20 protein-coding genes and 1 riboswitch are annotated in these 21,753 nt (G+C 35.4%); of the genes, 2 read left to right on the top strand and 18 right to left on the bottom strand.

Translation table 11 applies throughout. The features are described from left to right. Window positions 1-747: 747 nt before the first annotated feature. The 10 genes from DFR79_RS14905 to clpB form a co-directional block, all read right to left on the bottom strand. Window positions 748-1,113, bottom strand: a complete 366-nt coding sequence (locus DFR79_RS14905; protein WP_133516265.1) for a VOC family protein — start codon at window positions 1,111-1,113, stop codon at window positions 748-750. A gap of 120 nt (window positions 1,114-1,233) precedes the next feature. Further along, entirely contained in the window at window positions 1,234-2,340 is a 1,107-nt protein-coding gene (xerA, locus tag DFR79_RS14900) for a site-specific tyrosine recombinase/integron integrase (protein WP_208107565.1), read from the bottom strand. 76 nt (window positions 2,341-2,416) lie between these two features. Then, entirely contained in the window at window positions 2,417-2,731 is a 315-nt protein-coding gene (locus DFR79_RS14895; protein ID WP_133516264.1) for a hypothetical protein, read from the bottom strand. Next, window positions 2,721-3,206, bottom strand: a complete 486-nt coding sequence (locus DFR79_RS14890) for a hypothetical protein (protein ID WP_133516263.1) — start codon at window positions 3,204-3,206, stop codon at window positions 2,721-2,723. Before DFR79_RS14890 ends, DFR79_RS14895 begins: the two co-directional genes overlap by 11 nt. Further along, a complete protein-coding gene (locus DFR79_RS14885) occupies window positions 3,199-3,912 on the bottom strand; it encodes an NAD(P)H-dependent oxidoreductase (RefSeq protein WP_133516262.1) in 714 nt (237 codons plus the stop codon). The genes DFR79_RS14890 and DFR79_RS14885 overlap by 8 nt, the downstream gene beginning before the upstream one ends. Beyond that, window positions 3,905-4,489 carry a flavodoxin family protein gene (locus DFR79_RS14880; protein WP_133516261.1) on the bottom strand — a complete coding sequence of 195 codons (585 nt, stop codon included), beginning with the start codon at window positions 4,487-4,489 and terminating at the stop codon, window positions 3,905-3,907. Before DFR79_RS14880 ends, DFR79_RS14885 begins: the two co-directional genes overlap by 8 nt. Window positions 4,490-4,532: 43 nt before the next feature. Further along, entirely contained in the window at window positions 4,533-5,339 is an 807-nt protein-coding gene (locus DFR79_RS14875) for an aminoglycoside N(3)-acetyltransferase (RefSeq protein WP_133516260.1), read from the bottom strand. A gap of 25 nt (window positions 5,340-5,364) precedes the next feature. Continuing rightward, window positions 5,365-6,126 (bottom strand): GNAT family N-acetyltransferase, encoded by a 762-nt coding sequence (locus DFR79_RS14870; protein WP_133516259.1) that lies wholly within the window; start codon window positions 6,124-6,126, stop codon window positions 5,365-5,367. 70 nt (window positions 6,127-6,196) lie between these two features. Further along, window positions 6,197-7,351 (bottom strand): MFS transporter, encoded by a 1,155-nt coding sequence (locus DFR79_RS14865; RefSeq protein WP_133516258.1) that lies wholly within the window; start codon window positions 7,349-7,351, stop codon window positions 6,197-6,199. 202 nt (window positions 7,352-7,553) lie between these two features. Continuing rightward, entirely contained in the window at window positions 7,554-10,136 is a 2,583-nt protein-coding gene (gene clpB / locus DFR79_RS14860; protein WP_133516257.1) for an ATP-dependent chaperone ClpB, read from the bottom strand. 231 nt (window positions 10,137-10,367) lie between these two features. Between clpB and xerA (DFR79_RS14855) the strand changes: the two genes are divergently transcribed. Next, entirely contained in the window at window positions 10,368-11,306 is a 939-nt protein-coding gene (gene xerA / locus DFR79_RS14855; protein ID WP_133516256.1) for a site-specific tyrosine recombinase/integron integrase, read from the top strand. A 52-nt stretch (window positions 11,307-11,358) separates the two neighbouring features. Here xerA (DFR79_RS14855) and DFR79_RS14850 read toward each other — a convergent pair whose 3' ends face one another. The 5 genes from DFR79_RS14850 to lysA all read right to left on the bottom strand — a co-directional run bounded on the left by DFR79_RS14850 (window position 11,359) and on the right by lysA (window position 16,226). Continuing rightward, entirely contained in the window at window positions 11,359-12,480 is a 1,122-nt protein-coding gene (locus tag DFR79_RS14850; protein WP_133516255.1) for an aspartate aminotransferase family protein, read from the bottom strand. A gap of 109 nt (window positions 12,481-12,589) precedes the next feature. After that, window positions 12,590-13,288 (bottom strand): 2,3,4,5-tetrahydropyridine-2,6-dicarboxylate N-acetyltransferase, encoded by a 699-nt coding sequence (gene dapD / locus DFR79_RS14845; RefSeq protein ID WP_133516254.1) that lies wholly within the window; start codon window positions 13,286-13,288, stop codon window positions 12,590-12,592. A 181-nt stretch (window positions 13,289-13,469) separates the two neighbouring features. Then, window positions 13,470-14,117 carry a 4-hydroxy-tetrahydrodipicolinate reductase gene (locus tag DFR79_RS14840; RefSeq protein WP_133516253.1) on the bottom strand — a complete coding sequence of 216 codons (648 nt, stop codon included), beginning with the start codon at window positions 14,115-14,117 and terminating at the stop codon, window positions 13,470-13,472. After that, window positions 14,114-14,992 (bottom strand): 4-hydroxy-tetrahydrodipicolinate synthase, encoded by an 879-nt coding sequence (gene dapA / locus DFR79_RS14835; protein WP_133516252.1) that lies wholly within the window; start codon window positions 14,990-14,992, stop codon window positions 14,114-14,116. Before dapA ends, DFR79_RS14840 begins: the two co-directional genes overlap by 4 nt. A 1-nt stretch (window position 14,993) precedes the next feature. Next, window positions 14,994-16,226, bottom strand: a complete 1,233-nt coding sequence (gene lysA / locus DFR79_RS14830) for a diaminopimelate decarboxylase (RefSeq protein WP_133516251.1) — start codon at window positions 16,224-16,226, stop codon at window positions 14,994-14,996. Between the two features lie 141 nt (window positions 16,227-16,367). Beyond that, window positions 16,368-16,557: riboswitch (Lysine riboswitch) on the bottom strand. 244 nt (window positions 16,558-16,801) lie between these two features. On the opposite strand from lysA, the gene gdhA reads away from it, so the two are divergent. After that, window positions 16,802-18,142: an NADP-specific glutamate dehydrogenase gene (gdhA, locus tag DFR79_RS14825; protein ID WP_133516250.1), complete on the top strand. Its 1,341-nt coding sequence runs from the start codon at window positions 16,802-16,804 to the stop codon at window positions 18,140-18,142. Window positions 18,143-18,289: 147 nt separating this feature from the next. Here gdhA and DFR79_RS14820 read toward each other — a convergent pair whose 3' ends face one another. From DFR79_RS14820 to DFR79_RS14810, 3 genes are all read right to left on the bottom strand, one after another. Next, window positions 18,290-19,138 (bottom strand): ABC transporter permease, encoded by an 849-nt coding sequence (locus DFR79_RS14820; RefSeq protein WP_133516249.1) that lies wholly within the window; start codon window positions 19,136-19,138, stop codon window positions 18,290-18,292. A 99-nt stretch (window positions 19,139-19,237) separates the two neighbouring features. Continuing rightward, window positions 19,238-20,176 (bottom strand): ABC transporter substrate-binding protein, encoded by a 939-nt coding sequence (locus tag DFR79_RS14815; RefSeq protein WP_133516248.1) that lies wholly within the window; start codon window positions 20,174-20,176, stop codon window positions 19,238-19,240. Window positions 20,177-20,254: 78 nt separating this feature from the next. Further along, window positions 20,255-21,436: a quaternary amine ABC transporter ATP-binding protein gene (locus tag DFR79_RS14810; protein WP_208107566.1), complete on the bottom strand. Its 1,182-nt coding sequence runs from the start codon at window positions 21,434-21,436 to the stop codon at window positions 20,255-20,257. Between the last annotated feature and the right edge of the window lie 317 nt (window positions 21,437-21,753).

The raw sequence follows: 21,753 nt of genomic DNA, 5'->3' as shown, positions 1-21,753 counted from the left end.
ATTAGTCCAATCAATATCAACTTTTTTAGTTAATTGAATTATTTCCATAGTTAACCCCCATTTATTTTATCAGGTTAAAGAATTTCGCCTAACGTCCCTGGGATTCGCGGTGTGCCCGGTGTCCACAGACCTGGAGCAAAGTTAGCTTTCATATCCACAATTGTTCAAGTGCTAACTTTGTGCCAGAGGGCATGCCGTTAATCCCATGTTATGTGCTGTACTAACTTGGCTGCGCTAAAAAAGTTTCATTTTCTTCAACCGGCTAATCACTGATATTACCTCTTAACCAGCAAAAAAGTTCATTAATTCTGTACTATATTAAATCTTCACGAAGTGCGTGAAGATCTAACTGTGACCAATCTATTTATCGATATATGTAAATGATTTTGTAGATTATAATCCTTCAAATTCATTGTTAAAGCCACTGGAGACCCGCAATTATTATTTAATTCATTTGCAGGAGTTAATTCATGCCAGTTAGCGATACCGCAACCCTTCTTTTAGCTCTTACTCTTATTTGCTGATATTTAAGTTAGTATTGCACATAACGTTACTGGGATTTCCGACGTGCCTGTGCCTTTAGGCCTGGCGGAAAGCTTGCCTTTTAGATTTCTTGCAGCTATTATTGCAAGCTTTGTGACAGAAGGCATGTCCCGAAGGGTGGGCTTGCTCTTTAGCCCAACGGCAATCCCATGTTATATGCTGTAACAGCCGATAGTCACGATGAACTTTTCTTTAATTACTACTTTATTTTGATGCGGATATCTTAGAAAAGACTTCTATATGGTTTCCTTCAGGATCTTCGAACTCAAATACTAAATTATCCTGGATTTTAGTTAACGAAAAAACGATCTTTAAATTACGGTCTTCTATCTTTTCTTTTGTTTTTCTAGCATCATCAACTTCAAAACTTAATAAACAGTTATCTCCATACTTTACTTCTTCATTCTCATTATTATGATCAAACAGGAAAAGGCGAAATCCATCAACATCAAAGAGATATAAACTCTCACCTTTCTTAGCTGCTGATCTTTCTAAAAACCATTCATAAAAATTTGTTGCTCTATCAATATTTTCTACAGCTATGTAAGCAGATTGTAATTTGGGTTTCATAAGTTTTTATCCTTCCTGCTAGAGATACTCTTTACTTGCAATACAGGCTGTTATTGCATATAACTCGTTTCTTTGCGAATAAAAGTTCATTAAGACAATAATAGCAAATCTTCACGACTGTTATTTCGCTAAGATCTTCATTCTATAAACTATCAAATGGATTAGTGATTCAATTAAATTCTTATTACTTACATGGGTATAAATCTCAGTTGTTTTAGAGCTCTTATGCCCTAATAAGTTTTGGATATACCTCAAATCTACTCCCTGCTCCAATAAATGAGTAGCAAAAGAATGTCTTAGCGAGTGAATTCCAACTTCTTTATTTATCCCGGCTTTCTTGCAGGCACGCTTAAAAACCTTCTGCGCACTCCGCTTTGACAGATGCCTATCCTTATTCTGCCCAGGAAAAAGCCACTGCTTATCATATTTATGCACATTAAAAGCCTTTAAATACAGGTTAATCTTAGCCAGAGCACTTTCAGATAATAAAGTATACCTGTCCTTATATCCTTTCGCAGAACGAATATATATCAACATTCTATCTGAATCAATATCAGATATCTTCAATCTCACAACTTCACTAACTCTCAGACCAGCAGAATAAGTCAAAATTAATATTAATTGATGCTTTAAATTATCAACAGCAGCAATAATCTCCTTTACCTCTCTCTTATTTAACACTTTAGGCAGCTTCTTTTTCTTTTTTGGTCGCAGCAATTTATTGTTAATTCCATCAAGTTGTAAAATTAAATTATTAAAAGTTTTAAAAGCACTGATAAACTGGTTGGCATAAGAATGAGTATTGTTTAAATCCTCCAAAATATACAATACATAATCATTAACATCAGCCATTTTAATCCCAAATAAATCTTTTTGAATATATTTAATAAAGGTTTTATTGTGGTTTAGATAAGCCTTAATTGAATTTCGAGAATAGCCTTTCAACTTCAGCTTCTTTTCAAATTGCGGCAGGTAATAGTGATTAAAATAGTCAGCAATTAATTCTGGACCAGCAAAATCTTTGACTTTAGATTCAAAAATTAAATACTTATCCTTAAACATTTCTAAAAAAAGGGCTAAATTGGTAGAGCTATTTATAAATGTCCAGTACTTTCTTTTGGGATTCCAGCGGCTCCCGGGAATTGAATTAATTTTTCTAATCACAACTTTATCATAATCAAAACTAACACAAACCAGATTCTTTCTTTTGTTTATCTTCAACCTCATTTAATATATAAGCTCCCATCTCTTATTGGTTTCCATATTCTTATATTTCTTCATCTGGCTTATTTTTCCTTTAATTTTATAAATTTATTTTTCTTATTTTAAGCTGTTGAAAATTTAATACTGCAAGAGCCAGAAAGATTAAGGAAAGTGTAAGATAAAAAGAAGCTTCTTCTGTATTGAAATTGACATTATATAATGGACGCAAAAAACTGCCAAGGGCAACAGAAAAAAGCAGGCTAAAAGCCTTAAAAAATAGTACCGGTGCCATTAGATATGCTAATTTTTTCTGCTTAATAAGCATAATTGCAGTAATCAGCATTGCTGGAAGCACAAATACAAAATCAAGAATATATATTGAAAAGGTAAATTCTTGTTTTTCTTCAGCCGCCATTAGTGGCAGCAGCTGACTTGTCCATAGAATATAAAAAAGAAGTGGTATTAAAATTAGAAAGGTAATGAATATACTTATTCAAATTCAATTCCTCAAAATAATGTTTATCATAATTGGCCAGAGCCACCACTATCGACCAGAAAGAAAGTGAGACCAGCAAAAGATAAAATAAATAAAAGGAATTGTAGAGCTGTTCAATAACATAAATACTGTATGCATAAAAAATATAGGCTAAAAAGCTTAAGGCAATAATTTGAATTTTAGTCTCATTCTTTTTAACTTTTAAAGCAATCAAAATCAGCAGAATACTTATTATAAAAGTAATAAGATCCTGGGAAACAACTCCCGGCAGGATTTCCTGACTTACAACCTGACTGTAGATATTTTGATTTATTAATCCGATTAAAGAAACTAAGAGAGATAAAGCAGCAGTTATCAGCCACAATTTCTTGTTATACTCTAAATTTTTAATCATTAAACTTCTCCCTCCGATAAGGCTTGTCGTTCATCTTCCTGTAAACCCTGTTTTGAAAGGCCTGATATCTCCAGGAAAAATTACCGACTAAAGTATAAATCCACTTTGGGGAAATCATTGGTTTAGAAGTTTTTTCAATAACAGAATCAGAAAATCTATGACTTCTTACAATATCATCAGCTGCCCGCTCAAGACCTTTAATTAAATCACTGGACATTCCGCCCATTTCTAATAAAGATCTGCCGCTGACTACACCTCCCATTCCAATCGATATTCCACCAAGATATTTAAACCCGGCTTCTTTAGCAAACTGCTCATAAACTTTAAAGGCTGTTTTATTTTGCTCAGCTTCAGGAAAACCACAGTTGACTATTACAGCAAAGCTCTTATCCGTTTCTAAATCAGAATGATCACTATTTATATTCTTTCTATTTTCTGCGATTAGGCTCAAAGTTCTAATCACCTTTGCCGGAAGAGTATCCACATAAAGCGGTGCCGCAAGAATTATAATATCTGTTTCTTCTATTTTATCTAAAAACTGAATTCTTTTAGCTTCAGTATTTATTTCAGAATGAAGATAAACTTTCTCGATTGAAACATCATATTCTTCAACCTTAGAAAGCAGATAACTCCCTAAACTGGCTGAGAAACTGTCTTTACCCTTTGGACTTCCGATTAGCAAAATTGCTTTTTTAAACTTAATCATTCTGTTCACCTACTTTTTCAGAAATCACTTTAACAAGTTTTTTAATTTTTTTACTATCAAAATTATCAGCCATCTCAAAAACTTCAGCCTCACAATATGCAGAATGAAAGTTGATAGAGTTTCTTTTCACCAGTTCTTTAAAAATTTGACTCTGGGCCTGTTTAATCTTTTCCATTACCCCGACAGCTAAAATGGATGGATATTTTGAATAACGTTTTCTGTGATGAAATTCTCCCTCAATTTTTTTGAAATAAGGAGAAATCAGAGGGATCATTCTATCTAAAGCTTTTTTTAGCTGATAGGAATAACTGCCAAATGTTACTGGTGTCAGAAAAACTACAAGTTCAGAATTTATTAATTTAGCAGCAGCTTCCCTTCCATAATCATCAATTATACAGATTCCTGGAGTTTTAACCCAGCATTTAAAAAGTCCCAGGCAGTCTGCAATCTCTTTTTCTTTTAACAATATTTCTTCAACTTCAAAATCACAGCTTCTCAATTCTTCTTTAATACTTTTTGAAATATGCTTTAAAGAAAAGCCATCTACTTCTTCCCCATTTAAAATTAATGCTTTCATTTTATTCTCCTTTTAAATGCCAGAAATTATGTAACTGTCTTAACTAATTTTCTCTTTTTTCCAGCCAGTTGACTGCAAAATCAACTATTATTTTTTGATCAAACAATTTTGCCTCTGCCAGTCCAATTGTGGCACTGCTGTATTTATGTTCTGATTCGTATTCTTTTCCGATTGCTGGAAATAAATCATCATTAAATTCAATATCCTGGTATTTAGCCCAGACATTCTTCCCATCTTTTAAAATTGAAGAACCAAAAATCTTGATTTTAAGATCATATTCTGCTCTGTATTCTGCCAGATGAAGTGAGGTATTGCAGTCATGTCCGACTCCAATTAAAAGTACTTTACCTCCTCTTTCATAAATTCTGGCCAGAGGTGAGTGCTCTCCCAGCGCATAGTCCAGTCTGTGATCGGCTGTAATAGCTTCTGCTTCCTTTCCCCAGGCTGCAAAAGAAAGACAGGGGTGATCGCTTCTTAATACATCTGGAAACTTACGAAAGATTTCCGGTGTTACCCCCAGTCCCCTGGTGGGAGTTATTTCTGGTCTGTAGGCAGGCATCTCATCTCTGATTGTCTGATACCACTCTTCTGGTACCGGAGGATTCCCCCAGTATTTGGGTTCAGAGTAATCACCACTGTGAGCTGGCATGACCAGAGTTCCTTCCTCAGTAACTGCTTCCTGCAGGGCTTCCACCAGGGCCACAGCTCCCCCACAGACCCAGCCCAGCTGGCTGAGGGCAGAATGAACAATGACAACTTCTCCTTTTAACTTTAACTTTTTTAAATCATTAATTAATAATTTTTTTGTAATCGGATTTTTAGTTTTATCGATAATTTCTTTTTCTTTCATGATTCTGTCGGCCTCCTTTATTAAGTTATTCTTCTTTAAGTTTAATCCAGCTGATCATTCTATCAAATTCAAAACCAAGTGAATAAAATAACTTTTTTGCCTTTGAATTATCCGGCTCAACATTCAAAAAGACATCTTTTCCATTTTCCCTTTTATTTTTGATTAATTTTTTCATAATTAGGTGGGCATAGCCGTTTTTTCTGAAATTTTCTCTGACATGGATAAAACCAACTGCACCATCATCATGTATTAAACCCCAGGCTGCGAGTTCTTCGTTAATAAAAATTCCGGCAGAACAATCTGCCGCTATCCGTTCTTTTATATATGCTTTAGAGGTGAAATCCTGATAGTGGGAGTGAGCAAAGATGAAATCGGCATCCTGACTTTTAAGCTTTCGAAGTTCAAAGTCGTTTTCAGTCTGTATTTTTTCTTCTTGCTTTGCTTTATTGTGCAGAAAGGAAAGTTTTTTAGCCTCTTCAGATAGAATTAATCTTTCAGTTTTTAACTTCCATTCAATTTCTCTGTTCTTACTGATAACTGGAATCATCCAACTCTCCAGAGAAGCAAAATAATTTGTTTTATTCTCAAATCTTTTTAGAAGTTCAACCAGTTCATCTCTGCTGTTACTGGCTGGATAGCACCATAAATGATCTGTTTTAACGGTAATCAAAATTGAGTTTTTATATTTTAAACTACTTTCGATACCATAGTTTTCTATTACTCCCAGCAGGCTGATATTTTTAGCTCTATTTTTATTTAACTGCTTGATAATTTTATTTTTATTCATCTAGATCTCCTAACTTTATATCCTCAGATATTTCTTTATTAATTAATGATTAACTTTATATTTTTTCATTCTACACTCTTTCAGCCTGATAAAAGCGGGTTAAGATGGCTCCCAGGATTCCAACCAGACCGATCATCCAGAATCCCATCTTCAGGCCGGCAAAATCACTGATAGTTCCGACCATAATTGGTCCTATAAACATCCCCAGTCCATAAATTGCCTGAAAAAAGCCCATGGCGGTTCCTCTTTTATTTGCTCTCACATTTTTAATGCTCAAGCCCATTAAAACTGGGAAAATCATACCCTGCGAAAAACCGTTGAGCATCTGATTAAAGTAGAGCAGGTAAAGTTGATCAATAAAGGGTACTAAAATACAGGAAACTGCCAGCAGTGAAAATCCGATGGTAACGGTATTTTTTTCTCCTATTTTTTTGCTAAAATAGCTGCCGCTTAAATAGGAAGAAAGGATTCCGGGAATTGTTGTAATCGTTGTTAAAAGTCCTAAATGAAAACTTGTTGCTCCCAGATTTTTAGCAGCCACCGGGATAAAACCAAAGGTGGTGGAGTGAGAAATCATCATCATTAAAATTGCCAGAAATGAAACCGTCAGCAGACTTCTATTTTTTGCAACTTTTATTATTTCTTTGAAGGTAATTGCTTTGTGATCAATTTTTTTATTTTCATCAACTTTCAAACTTAAAGCAAAACCGATTATTCCAGCAGCTGCAGCAAGTAAAAAAGGATACTGCTGACTTAGACTCTGAGCAATTAGCCCTCCTAAAAGCATACCTACTACCTGGCCTGATTTATTGGAAGCATTGATAATCCCAATGGCATGAGAAGTATCATCATCTTTAAAATAGGAGGAAAAAAGGACAGTAAAACTGACCCAGGTAGCTGCAGACGCTCCGGCAAGTGAGCGAAAAACTAAAATTAGAGCCGGTGTTTCTGCAAACCACATCCCAATGGTGCTGATTACACTCAGTAAAATCCCGAGATTAACAAATATCTTTTTCTTATTAATTCTGTCCGAATAAATTCCAAGCGGAATTCTAATCAGCATCTGGGTAAATCCATATGAACCTAAAATTAAACCGATCATCTTATGAGAAGCACCTAGAGATTCTATGTAGGGTGAAAAGGTGGGAATATAGGCATACATTGAAAACCAGTAAAAAGCGGTGACGAAAACAAAAAGATTAATATTTTTCTTTTGTTCAGACATTTAAAAACCTCACATTTTAATTTTTTTATTCTATTTATTCAAATAGTATGTACAATAATTATAATTCTGGGTAATTAATAATTTTCCTTCATTATATTAAAAAACAGAACATAAAAAAAGACCGGCAATTTTACCGGTCTGGAGTCAAAACAATATTTTTTGAAGCTTATTTAGCAATCAATTACTCTATTTCAGCTTTATTTTAATTTTTAAACTTAAATTCTCCATCTTTAAAATCAACTTTAATCTGGTCACCTTCTGTAATTTTTTCTTCCAGGAGCAGCATTGCCAGTTCGTCTTTAATCTGATTTTGAATAACTCTTCTTAAAGGTCTGGCTCCATAAGCTGGATCAAAACCGAGCTCCAGGAGTTCTTCTTTAGCAGCTTTAGTTAGTTCAATTTCAATATCCTGTTCAGACAAGTTATTTTGCAGATAAGAAATCTGAATATCGATGATTTTAAAGATATCTTCCTTAGTTAAAGAGTGAAAGATAATTTTTTCGTCAATTCTATTTAAAAACTCAGGTCTAAATTGACCTTTAAGTGCCTCATCAATTTCTTCTCTTATCCTGTCTTCATCATCTAAATCCTGAATATACTGAGATCCAACATTAGAAGTCATGATAATTACTGTATTTCTAAAGTCAACCTCTTTTCCCTGACTGTCAGTTAAAACTCCATCATCAAGAATCTGCAGCAGAATATTGAATACATCCGGATGTGCTTTTTCTATTTCATCAAAAAGAATTACAGAATAGGGGTTGCGTCTGACCTTTTCTGTCAGCTGACCACCTTCTTCAAAGCCCACATAACCTGGAGGTGAACCTATCAATTTAGAAACTGCATGTCTTTCCATATATTCTGACATATCGATTCTGGTCAGAACTTTTTCGTCATCAAATAGATATTCTGCCAGTGTTTTAGCAAGCTCTGTTTTACCAACACCGGTTGGTCCCATAAACATAAAGGAAGCCAGTGGTCTATCCGCATCCTGCAGACCTGTTCGGGAACGACGAATTGCATTACTGACTGCTTTAACTGCATCATGCTGACCGACAACTCTTTTTTCCAGTTCATCTTCTAAATGAATCAACTTTTCTTTTTCTTCTTCCATCAGCTTCTGCAGTGGAATATCGGTCCAGAGAGAAACAATTTCGGCAATATCTTCCTCAGTCACCTCTTCTTTAACCAGATGAGTGGAATCTTTTTGTGATTCTTCAACCTTCTGACTAACTTCTGCCAGCTTCTGACGCAGCTCATTTAGTTCCCCATAGCGCAGCCTGGCTGCTTCTTCGTAATTTGCTTCTCTTTCTGCTGCTTCAGCGCGATACTCAATCTGCTCAATTTTTTCCTTCAATTCCTGCATCCTGGCAAGCTGATCTTTTTCGTTTTTCCATTTTAAACGCAGTGGATCACGCTTATCTTTTAACTCCTGCAGTTTTTCTTCAATTTCTTTCAGTCTTTGCTGTGCTTCTTCTGTATCTTCATTTTTTAAAGCTTCTTTTTCGGTTTCCAGCCTTCGTACTCTGCGGTCCAGTTCGTCGATCTCAATCGGCATCGAATCAATTTCAATTCTGATTTTTGAGGCTGCCTCATCAATTAAATCAATTGCTTTATCAGGTAAGAATCTCTCAGTCAGGTAGCGGTCGGAAAGTTTGGCTGCTGCTACAATTGCATTATCTGTAATTTTAATTCCATGGTGAATTTCGTATTTTTCTTTTAAGCCTCTTAAGATAGAAACTGTATCTTCTATATCCGGCTCAGAGACCTGAACTGGCTGAAATCTTCTCTCTAAGGCTGCATCCTTTTCGATGTGCTTTTTGTATTCAGCTAGGGTTGTTGCTCCCACACAGTGCAGTTCACCGCGTGCCAGAGCAGGTTTTAAGAGATTGGCTGCATCCATTGAACCTTCAGTGGCACCAGCTCCAACTAAGGTATGCATCTCATCAATAAAGAGAATAATCTGGCCTTCGGCTTTTTTGATTTCTTTTAAAACCGATTTCAGTCTTTCTTCAAACTCACCTCTAAATTTAGTTCCGGCAACTAAAGAACCCATATCCAGGGAAATCACTTTTTTCTTCTTTAAGCCTTCTGGAACATCACCATTAATAATTCTCTGTGCCAGTCCTTCCACAATCGCAGTTTTACCGACACCGGGCTCCCCAATTAAAACTGGATTATTTTTACGGCGGCGTGATAGAACCTGCATTACTCTTCTGATTAGATTATCACGACCGATAACAGGATCCAATTTTCCATTTTTCGCCAGCTCAGTGATGTCAATTGTATATTTTTCTAAAACATTAAAACCCTCTTCTCCCTGCTGGGAATCAATTTTATCTCCTCCACGGACTTCCTGGATAATCTGTTTTAGATCATTATAATTTATATTTTTTTCATAAAGCATTTTACCTAAGTCAGTTTTTCTACTTTTTAAAATGGCCAGCAAAAAATGCTCGGTTGATACATACTGATCACCAAGTCCATCTGCCTGTTTTTCAGCCTCGCGCATAATATCATTTAATTGATGTGACATATATGCCTGACCACCCTGTTCAGAATAAACCTGGGGCAGTTTTTTAAGCAGTTTTTCATTTTCCGACTTGAGTTCTGCCAGATTCACTTCTGCCTTCTGCAGCAGTGGGATTACTATACCATCATCCTGATTTAATAAAGCTTTAAATAAATGAGAAGGAAATATTTCCTGATGCTGATAGTCTTTAGCAACATTCTGTGCCTCTACCAGACTCTGCTGTGCTTTCCGTGTAAACTTTTCCATATCCATTTTTTATTCCTCCTTTGATACAAGTTATTCAATTTTAATTGACTTTCTATAATATAATTATAATACAAAGGTCAGAGAAGGTCAAGAGTTTTAAAAGAGGAATTTAATCTTTTTAATTGAATAAGTAATTAGGGAAGGGTACCGGGTACCTGGATAAATTTTCTATTTCAATATTTAAACTAACAATTATATGGTAAATTTATCCAAGTGCCCGGTACCAGATGAAAGGAAGTGATTAAGATTTCTCAACTCAACTTTTTACAGGCTGTAAATAAATTTAAAAAATATCTGGATGTAGAAAAAGGTTATTCTAAACTGACAATTAAGGAATATGACAGTGATCTGCATCAATTACATAAATATCTGCTGGAAGAACTTGATTTTAAAGAGGGATTTAAGCCAGATGATGTTGATCGGCTTGATATCTCGGAGTTTCTGGCTGATGCAGTAATTGTTAATGATAATAAGGCGGTTACCAGAAATCGTAAACTCTTTGCTGTCCGTTCTTTTTACAAATATCTGCTCCATTATGGAATTGTCACTAAAAATCCAGCTGAAGCGATAGAAAGCAGTAAAACTGATACCAGACTGGAGCCAATTTATTTAAAATTAAAGGAAGCTCAGAAGTTCATTCAGGCTATTGATGAACATGGTGGAATCAACCGCCTCCGGGATCTGGCAATAGTTAAGCTCTTCTTATATGCCGGACTCCGTATCTCAGAACTCGTCAATCTTGATTTTGATAATATTGACTTTGAAGATGGCTCCATAAAATTTTATGGTAAGGGTAAAAAAGAACGTTATGTACCACTGCATCACGATGTAGTTTTAGCAATCAGGCGTTATATGCGGGAAAGAAATTCAATTGAAATTAAAGAAAGTGATGCCCGCCAGGCAGTTTTTATTTCCCGTCACGGCAGAAGAATTAATCCGAGGACTATTCAGCTTTTTGTCAAAAAATATGCAAAAAAAGCAGGTTTAAGTAGAGCTGATAAAATAACTCCTCATAAACTGCGCCATACTTTTGCCTCTACTCTTTATCGTCAGACTAAAGATATCAAGGTGCTGCAGGATCTTTTAGGTCATGCCAATCTGTCAACAACCCAGATTTATACCCATGTTGACACTCAAGAGAAGAAAAATGCTATTGATGAGATGCCAGATTTTTAATGAAAAATACCGGGTAACTGGAAATTTAATCCAGGTACCCGGTACCATTTTTTTAAGCCAATATCTTTTTCAATTTTTCTATTAGTTCATCGATTTCATCTTTAGTAATATTTAGAGCAGGTAAAAAACGAATTATTCTGCCTTTAACAAGATTCAGTAAAACTCCTTCTGACTGAGCTCTGTCCCTTAAATTAGGAATTACTTCTTTTAACTCAATTCCCAGCATTAAGCCAATTCCTCTAACTTCCTCAATCTTTTCCGAATCAAGTTCTTTTAATCTGTTCAGAAAATATTCTCCATTTTCAGCAATCGAAGCTTCCATTGTTTCCAGCTCTTCTAAAACAACTTTTGCCCCTCTTAGAGCAAGTGGATTGGGAGCAAAGGTTGAGCCGTGGTCACCTGGTTTAAGTACCTCTGTCATCTCTCCAGCCATAATTACTCCACCTAATGGCAAACCTCCACCAAGGGCTTTTGCTACAGTAACCAGATCCGGTTTTAAGTCAAAATGCTGATAAGAATATCTCTTAGCAGTCCTGTAAAGTCCTGCCTGTACTTCATCAACAGCCAGAATCCAGTCATTGGCTGCTATTTGATGTTTGAGTTCAGCTATAAATTCTGGAGATGCCGGCTGCACACCACCAGAGCCCTGCAGTGGTTCAAAAAATACTGCCTTAATCTCTGGATTATTGGCTGCAGTTTCTTTTAAGCTATCCACATCATTAAATTCTGCCTCTAGTGTATCCGGAAGCAGAGGTTTAAACTGGTCTCTAATCCCCGGGAAACCATTTACAGATAAAGCCCCCAGGCTTCTTCCGTGAAAAGAATTGCTAAAAAATAAAATCTTTCCCCCATCAATTTTCTTTTTAATTACTTTTAAAGCCAGTTCGGTTGCCTCAGTACCTGAGTTAACAAAAAATACTTTTTCTCCCTGATTGGTAATTAGCTTAGCTACCTTTTCTGTATCCTCATCTAAAAAGTAATTGGAAGTGTGAGCATAGCGTTCCAGTTTTGCAGAAATCTCTTTTACAACTTTTGGATGGCTGTGGCCCAGAGCCAGCACTCCAATCCCGGCAAAGGTATCAAAATATTGATTGCCATCGGTATCATAAATATAAACACCCTCAGCTTTTTCGATTGTAAAATCATAATTGTTATAAAGTTTTAAATAACGCATTTTTAAAACATCCTTTATAAATATATTTGGGAATAGATATAATATGCCTGCCTAATTTGAAAAAGCTGGCCAAAATAAATTCAGCCAGCCTTAATCTTAAAGTTAATTTTTAAAGTTGGCGCAAACTTGCCATTACTTCAGTCTTCTGTTTTGTCTGATCATCTACATCCTTAATTTTTTTAGCAGGAGCACCGGCATAAACAGTACCGGCAGGTACATCATCAATTACAATTGAACCGGCTGCAATAACTGCACCCTCACCAATCTTAACCCCCTCCAAAACAACTGCATTTGCACCGATAAGAACATCATCTTCCACAATTACCGGATCAGCACTTGGTGGTTCAATAACACCGGCCAGCACTGTTCCAGCACCGATATGACAATTATCACCAACTGTAGCTCGACCTCCAAGCACAGTATTCATATCAATCATTGTATTGGCCCCAATTTTAGCACCAATATTGATAACAGCTCCCATCATTAGGACACAGCCATCTCCAATTTCAACCTGGTCGCGAATATGTACTCCAGGCTCTATTCTGCAGTTATACTGACTGTAATCTGCTAAAGGTATAGCAGAATTAAGTCTATCCATTTCAATTCTGGATTGAGTTAACTTATCTCCGAGTTTTTGCTTAATTGTTTCTGCTTCCTGCTGCTCACAGAAAACAACTCCAGAACTGTCATCTCCATAATATTCGTAAGTACTTAAAACTTCTTTTAATCCTTCACCCTTAACATAAAATTTAACAGGTGATTTTTTGGTAGAATTTGAAATATAATCAATTAAATCGTAAGAATCCATTTTTTTGCCTCCAGTTGTATCTTTTTATTAAGCTTTATCATTTTGACTTAAGTTTCATCACTTAAAATTAAGATATAAATTATTATTACAAGTATCCGTTAAAAATAAAAATTAAAATTAAAATGAAATGACTTATCTCTTTTCTTGAGTGAAATTTGGAATGAAAATATAATTTTTATTTTTAACTATTTAAAATTTCAGAAAAACTATAAAATCCAGGTTCTAAATCTAAAATTGCCTCAGCACTCAGCAGAACTCCTCTGGTAAAAGCTTCTCTGGAGTAAGCTCTGTGCTTTAAAGTAAGTACTTCACCTGTGCTGGCAAAATCAATCTCGTGTTCACCAAACTCTGAACCCAGTCTTTTAGAATGCATTTCTACATCCCTATCCAGAAGATCTCCCAGCATAATTGCTGTACCGGAAGGTTTATCCTTTTTAAAGCGGTGATGAGTTTCAGAAATTTCTATATCCCAGTCCTGATCTACATATTGATTAACCTTATTTATTAGCTCAGATAGGATATTGATTCCAATAGAAAAATTAAAGCTCTGAATCACGGGCACCTCTGCTGCCAGCTTATCTAATTCAGCAAAATCAGCTTCATCTAAACCGGTAGTCCCAATTACCAAAGGCACCTCTTTTTCCTTAATCACTCTTACTGTATCAGCAAAAGCTTCTTTTAGAGAAAAATCAATAATCACTTCCGGTTTTTCTATTTCTTTTTCTCCATTTTCATCTTTCTGATAGACCAGTTGATGGCCGACTTCAGAAAATAATTCTTCAATTGCCTGCCCCATCCGACCAGAATAACCTATGATTCCATATTTCATATAATATCCAGCTCCTTCATTTCATCTATAATTAACTGCTGATGTTCCGGGCTTAAATTAACCAGTGGACGGCGAAGATTATTATTGGAAAGACCAAGCTGCTGCATCGCAAATTTAATTGGAATTGGATTAACATCAACAAAAATAAGTCTCATTAACTTTAAGTATTTATAATGTAAGTCTCTTGCAGCCTGATAATCTTCAGTTAAAATATGAGAAGTGATTTCCTTCATTACTCCGGGCATAAGATTTGAAAATACCGAAATCACACCACTACCTCCACACAGCATCAGTGGTAATGCCTGATCATCATTACCTGAAAGAATCGTTTTGTTTTCCCTGGCAATTTCTATCACATTTAAGATCTGGCTCATATCTCCACTTGCTTCTTTAATAGCAACAATATTTTCTTCCATTTCGGACATCTTCTTAAAAGTCTCAGGCTCAATATTAACTCCGGTTCTGGAAGGGACATTGTAGGCTATGATTGGCAGTTCAGTCTGACTGGCAATATGTGTGTAGTGGTCAATCAAACCCGCCTGACTGGTTTTATTATAATAGGGAGTTACAATTAAAAGTCCATCAGCACCCTGCTCTTCAGCCAGTTTATTCATTTCAATTACTTTTACAGTATCATTAGTCCCGGTACCAACAATCACTGGTACCTTGCCATCTGCTTTAGTAACGGCCATTTCGGTCAACCTTTTTCTCTCTTCCAGGTGAACAGTTGGAGACTCCCCTGTAGTTCCCAGCACAACAAGCGCATCAATATCATTTTCTAATTGATGGTCTAAAATCTTTTCAAATAAATCATAATCAACCTCACCATTGTCTTTAAAAGGAGTAATCAACGCTGTACCTACACCCTTAAACATATTAATAGCCTCCTATTACAGTAGTTGTATAATCTTCTAAAGTTTCATCCCGCCTGATCTGCTTTACTTTTCCATCAGTAGTATACAAAAACTCGCCATTTCTGAGCATTCCATTATAATTAAAACCCATCGAATGTCCGTGGGCACCTGTATCATGAATTACAATCAAATCTCCTAATTTACTCTTAGGGAGTAAGCGGTCAATGGCAAATTTATCATTGTTCTCACAGAGAGAACCAATTACATCATAAACCTCAGACTCTTCTTCCCCTCGAGCTTCTGCATCAATATTTGTTAAATGGTGATAGCTTCTGTACATTGCCGGTCTCATTAAATCTGACATCGAAGCATCTACACCCAGATATTTTTTGTATGTTTCTTTTTCTTTAATCACTTCTGTCACTAAATAGCCTGATTCGCCAGTGATGTAGCGGCCTGATTCCATATAAATCTTAGGCTGCAGTCCATTTGACTTTAAAACCTTATCATAAGCTTCATTTACTGCCCCTGCTATCGCTTTTAAATCAACAAAGTCTTCCGGCTGATAGGGAATTCCAATCCCACCACCAATATTAATAAAATCAATTTCCACCTTATATTCATCAATAATCTCTCTGGCGAATTCAAAAAGCATCTCTGTGTATTCACCAAAAATTTGAGCATTGTTTTCGTTAGAAACTACCATAGTATGCAGTCCAATTGATTTAACTCCATTTTTAGCCAGAAAAGAAACTGCGTCTTTGATCTGCTCGGCTGTTGAGCCAAACTTTGATTCTTTAGAATCACCCATAATCTCATTTTCAATTGAGCCGGGATTTAATCTGAAACAAATATTATCCGGAATAATCTCATTTTCAAAAAGTTCATAAATATCTGCTGCCCAGTCAATATTTATAATACAGCCTCTATCAACCGCATACTGGTAAGCATCTATGGTTGTCAGATTAGAAGTGAACATTATATCCTCACCCCTAAATCCTACCATTTCTGCCAATTTAATTTCTGTTATTGTGGCAGCATCAACTCCACAGCTGTTTTCCTTCATTATTTTTAAAATATGAGGATTTGGATTGGCCTTAATGGCAAAGAATTCTTTAAAGTCCACCCAGCTAAAGGAAGACATCAGATTATTTAAGCGATCCACAATTGTCTGTTCATCATAAATGTGGAATGGAGTTCCATATTCTTTTACTGTCTCTCGAATTTTACTTTCAGGTATAGTTATTGTTTTCATAAATCTACTCCAGTTTTAAAGATTTTAGTCCTAAAATTATTTTATCACAACTTATTGTTAAAATAAAAATATCTATATATAACAAAAACTCAGCGAAATCGCTGAGTTAAATACTTAATCAGAGAAATCACCTCTTCCATCTTTTGAGATAGCTCAACATCAGCAGTCTGGATTAAACTACTAATGACAGTTCTGCATATTTTTTATACAGACCCAGCAGACAGCCATTAAACCCTGACTGAAAACTTCGGCAAATCAGCCTTTCTTTTCCAACAGCGGTTTAAGCTAACGTTGAAAAATAATAATCTAAATTCGCGCCTCTACCTCATCGAATTTGATGAGGCATTTTCCTATTAAAATTTATTATGTTTTTACTTTGTTTAAGTATATATAATAGAAGAAAGCTTGTCAAGAATTTACTGGTAGTTTTTCATCACCTCCTGTATTTTAAAAATAATCAAGTATCCACGTATACAAGCAAAACTTTAGCTTTTTAATTGATTTTAAGTGAATTATATATTAAGATTAATTTGTGATAGTTTAATGATATAAAAATTTTTTGAGGAGTGAGAAGTTTGAGTAAGTATACTGAAAGAGTTTTAAAAATGGTAAAAGACAGAAATCCTGGTGAAGTTGAGTTCCATCAAGCTGTTGAGGAAGTTCTGGAGTCCTTGAATCCTGTTTTTGAAAAACACCCGGAATATGAGGAAAATGGTATTTTAGAAAGATTGGTCGAACCGGAAAGGCAGATTATTTTCCGTGTTCCCTGGGTTGATGATCAGGGGCAGACACAGGTTAATCGTGGGTTTAGAATTGAATTCAATTCAGCTCTTGGCCCCTATAAAGGTGGATTAAGATTTCATCCTTCTGTGTATACAGGTATAGTCAAGTTCCTCGGGTTTGAACAAATTTTTAAAAATGCCTTAACTGGTCGTCCAATTGGTGGAGGTAAAGGTGGTAGTGATTTTGATCCTAAAGGTAAATCTGATCAGGAAGTGATGCGTTTCTGTCAGAGCTTTATGACAGAGCTGGCCCGCCATATTGGAGATAAAACTGATGTTCCTGCCGGTGATATTGGTGTTGGTGGTAGAGAAATCGGTTATCTCTTTGGACAATATAAGAGAATTAAAAATAGGTATGAAGCTGGAGTCTTAACTGGTAAAGGTTTAGACTGGGGTGGAAGTCTGGTTCGTACTGAAGCTACAGGTTATGGTCTGGTCTACATATTAGAAGAAATGCTTAAAGAAAATGATTTATCTTTAAATGATAAAAAAGTTGTTATTTCAGGATCCGGTAATGTTGCAATTTATGCTAATGAAAAAGTTACTCAGCTGGGTGCAAAAGTTGTGGCAATGAGTGATTCTTCCGGTTATTTATATGATGAAACAGGAATTGATCTTGACCTGATTAAAGAAATTAAAGAAGTAAATCGCGGCAGAATCAAGGAATATTTGGAAGAATATCCTGAGGCAGAGTACTCTGAAGATTATAGTGATATCTGGTCTATTGATTGTGATATTGCTCTTCCCTGTGCTACTCAAAATGAAATGGATGCAGATGGAGCTCAGAAGTTAATTGATAATGGAGTTATCGCTATTGGTGAAGGTGCCAATATGCCTTTAACTTCAGAAGCTGTTAAACTGGTAAAGGATAAGGGTGTTTTCTTTATTCCCGGTAAAGCCGCTAATGCTGGTGGAGTTGCAACTTCCGCTATTGAGATGACTCAAAATGCCATGTTTGATGAGTGGACATTTGATAAAGTTGATCAGGAACTGCAGAAGATTATGGTTAATATTTATAAAGATGCCAGTGCAGTTGCTGCTGAATATGGTCTGGAAGGTGATCTGGTAGCTGGTGCAAATATTGCCGGATTCTTAAAAGTAGCCAATGCCATGTTAGATCAGGGTGTAGTTTAATTTAGTAAGCATAACTACTCTATTATAAATAAAATGATATAACAAAAACCCGCCGGGCAATTTACTGCCTGAGCGGGTTTTTTATTTAGCTGCTTTTTATTATATTCTATTATTATATTTAAGATTAATTATTATAATGAATTTTTTTTACGAATCTCTACCAAACATTCTATCAAGTACCATAGCAATTATTACTACCCCAAGACCGGCTTCAAAACCTAGTCCTATATCAACAACATTTAAAGATCTGAGTACTGGTTTACCAAGTCCACCGGCTCCGATCATAGCTGCAATAACTACCATGGATAGGGAAAGCATAATACACTGATTGATTCCCATCATGATTGAAGGCATAGCACCTGGAAGCTCAATTTTGAATAAAATTTGCCACCAGTTTGCTCCAAAAGCATGACCTGCTTCTTCTAACTCTTCATCAACCTGTTTTATTCCCAGATAGGTTAATCTGATAGGTGGTGCAATTGCAAAAACTACAGTTGCAATCACTCCTGATACATTACCGAGCCCAAAGAACATTAAAGCAGGAATTAAATAAACAAATGGTGGAATTGTCTGCATAAAATCCAAAATTGGTCGAGTAACTAAATCTACAACTTTATTATGAGCTTTAATAATTCCAATCGGAATCCCGATAACCAGTGCAATTAAAACAGAAGTAATTATTGAAGCAAGAGTTACAACTAAGGGTTCCCACATTCCAAGATTTAAAACAAGTAATAAACCAAGAGTTACAAATACTGCCATCTTTTTTCCTTTAAGTTTCCAGGCTGCAGCAGCAAAAATCGCGATTAAAATCAGAGGATGTGGAAAAGCGAGTATTGACTCTATTCCACTTACAATAAATTCTATAAAAGATGCAAAACCATTTAAAGGTCCACTAAAATTATTGATTAAAAAATTAACTAAATTTTCTACCCAGTTCCCCAGAGGAATTTTGGTAGTTAAAAGTTCAAGAATACTGTTAATAATAATCACCATCCTTATTAAATTTTAACTGGCGGCACCAAATTTAATTGACACCACCAGCTTTACTTATTCAGCAATACTTTATAATAATATTTTTATTATTTATTTAACTTAATTATTTACAATTTCAGCTATTACTTTTCTTCCCATTCGTCCATCAGTGCTGTTTACTCCAAAAACCCACTGATTGACAACATCTAAATTATTAGCAATCCATTCTTCAGCTACTACTTCTGGATCACGGTCTTTATTTTGATATTCGTTAATCCAATTATTCTGGATTGGAGCAGTTACTGTAAACTGTTCTAGGAACTTATAGAAATTAGGATTTTCATCCTGGTAACCATTTCTGGCTACAGTGTACACACTTGGATCTTCTCCCCAGATTCCTTCTGGATCCTTAAGATATTTAATATCAAACATTACATTCATATAGTGAGGTTTCCAGCCATTAAATGCTATCCATTCTTTATTGTTAACTGCTCTCTGAACTGAAGAAAGCATACCAGCTGTGGAGCTGGCCTGAAGTGTCCATTCACTTAAATTATAGGTGTTATTATCTATAGCATCCTGGATTATTATATTTCCATCATTTCCAGGCTCAATTCCATAAATTTTTCTTCCAAACTTATCCGCATATTTATTTAAATCAGCCATTGATTTTACCCCTGCTTCATAGACATATTCAGGGACTGCTGTTCTGTAAACTACATCATGTAGGTTTACTCTCACATTATGGATTACACCTTTTTTCTGATATTCATTAAAATGCATCTGCATAGTTGGCAGCCAGTTACCTAAAAATACATCCAGGTCCCCAGTTTCTAAACTCTTGAAAATTATTGCCTCAGAAGCAGCTGTCATTTTAGTTTTATAACCTAAATATTCAGCTACTTTTGCAGCCACATGAGTTTTTATTGTTACACCAGGCCACTGCACATAACCAAAGTTAATTGTATCATCTTGAGCTGCAACCTGTGGTACTGCAGCAAATATTCCAAATCCTAAAAGAACGATGAGCAAAGTTGAAATTAATTTTATCTTATTCATTTATATCCCTCCAGAGATATTATTAATTAATTTAACTGTAAATTTTATCATAATTTATAAACTTTTATAAAAATCATTTTATACTTTTTCGGAAGCAAGATTGGCTACTACATGTGTTTTGACAATAACTCCTTTTAGTTTTTTGTTTTCATCTAATACTGGGAGTGGAGTGTCAATATCTGCAATTTTTGAAAATAGATCATTAACACTTTCTTCAGGCTCTGCTAGTGGCACATCCTTTATTATGTCATCCAGGTTTTCTTTGTTTTTATTAATTGATTCTACAACATCTTCAATTGTAACAATGCCTCTATACTTTCTATTTTCTCCCAGCACAAAGATACTTTCCAATTCATTATGACGCATTTTGTGGAGAGCAGTTCTCAGGCCATCCTGCTTATATAATACAGCTTCTGGCTTATCCATAATATCTTCAGCTGTTAAAACCCGGGAACGATTAACATCCTGCACAAATTCTGCCACATACTCATTTTCAGCATTTGTCAAAATCTCTTCGTGATTTCCCACCTGAACAATTTCTCCATCTTTCATGATAGCAATTCTATCACCCAGTTTTAATGCCTCATCCAGGTCATGAGTTATAAAAACAATTGTTTTATCTATATGTTCATATAGCTCCAGCAGTTTATCCTGCATATCTTTTTTAATCAGCGGATCCAGGGCACTAAAAGGTTCATCCATCAGCAAGATATCAGTATCAACAGCAAGTGCCCGGGCAAGTCCAACTCGCTGCTGCATTCCACCACTGAGCTGATCCGGCATCTGGTCTTCGTATCCTTCCAGCCCAACCTGTTTTAAAGCAGTCATTGCTTTTTCTTTTCTTGTTTCTTTATCTACTCCTTCAATTTCTAATCCGAATTCTGCATTTTCCAGAACAGTTCGGTATGGAAAAAGAGCAAAGTGCTGAAAAACCATTCCAAACTTTTCTTTTCTAAACTCTCGTAGTTCATCTTTATTTAAATCCATAACATCTGTCCCATCAACCTCAACTGATCCAGAAGTCGGTTCTACCAGTCTGTTAATACATCGTAATAGTGTTGATTTACCACTGCCGGAGAGTCCCATAATTACAAATATTTCTCCTTCTTCAACTTCAAAGCTGGCATTATTGATTCCAACAGTAGCCCCAGTTTTTTCTAAAATATCATCTTTGCTCATACCATCTTTGAGCAGTTTAATTTCTTTCTGGCCCTTACCATTGAAAATCTTATAGAGATTTTCTGCTTTTATTTTCAATATATTCACCTCTCTATTTTATTTTTGTTAAAAATACTCTGGCACAAAAAAAGGTCTAGAAAATGTCCTTTACGAACAAATTCTAAACCATATACTCAAAATTATCATTCATTTATTATCAGCACAGTATCTACTCTGATAATAATCCGGGATAAATATAACCCGCTTGTTAACTTCTATAAAAGAATAACAAACTAAGTCCGTTATGTCAAATTGCCTGGATAAATGATTGTGTCAAGTAGCTTTTGGAAATAGATTAAGACTCCCTTTAAATATTTTAGAATGCAAGAGACTTTATTGCTCTCTGCAATCCACTAACT

This window comes from Halanaerobium saccharolyticum (assembly GCF_004362045.1).
Lineage (GTDB): Bacteria > Bacillota > Halanaerobiia > Halanaerobiales > Halanaerobiaceae > Halanaerobium > Halanaerobium saccharolyticum_C.
The sequence above is the reverse complement of the archived record's forward strand: the minus strand, read 5'-3'. Positions and strand labels throughout refer to the sequence as shown.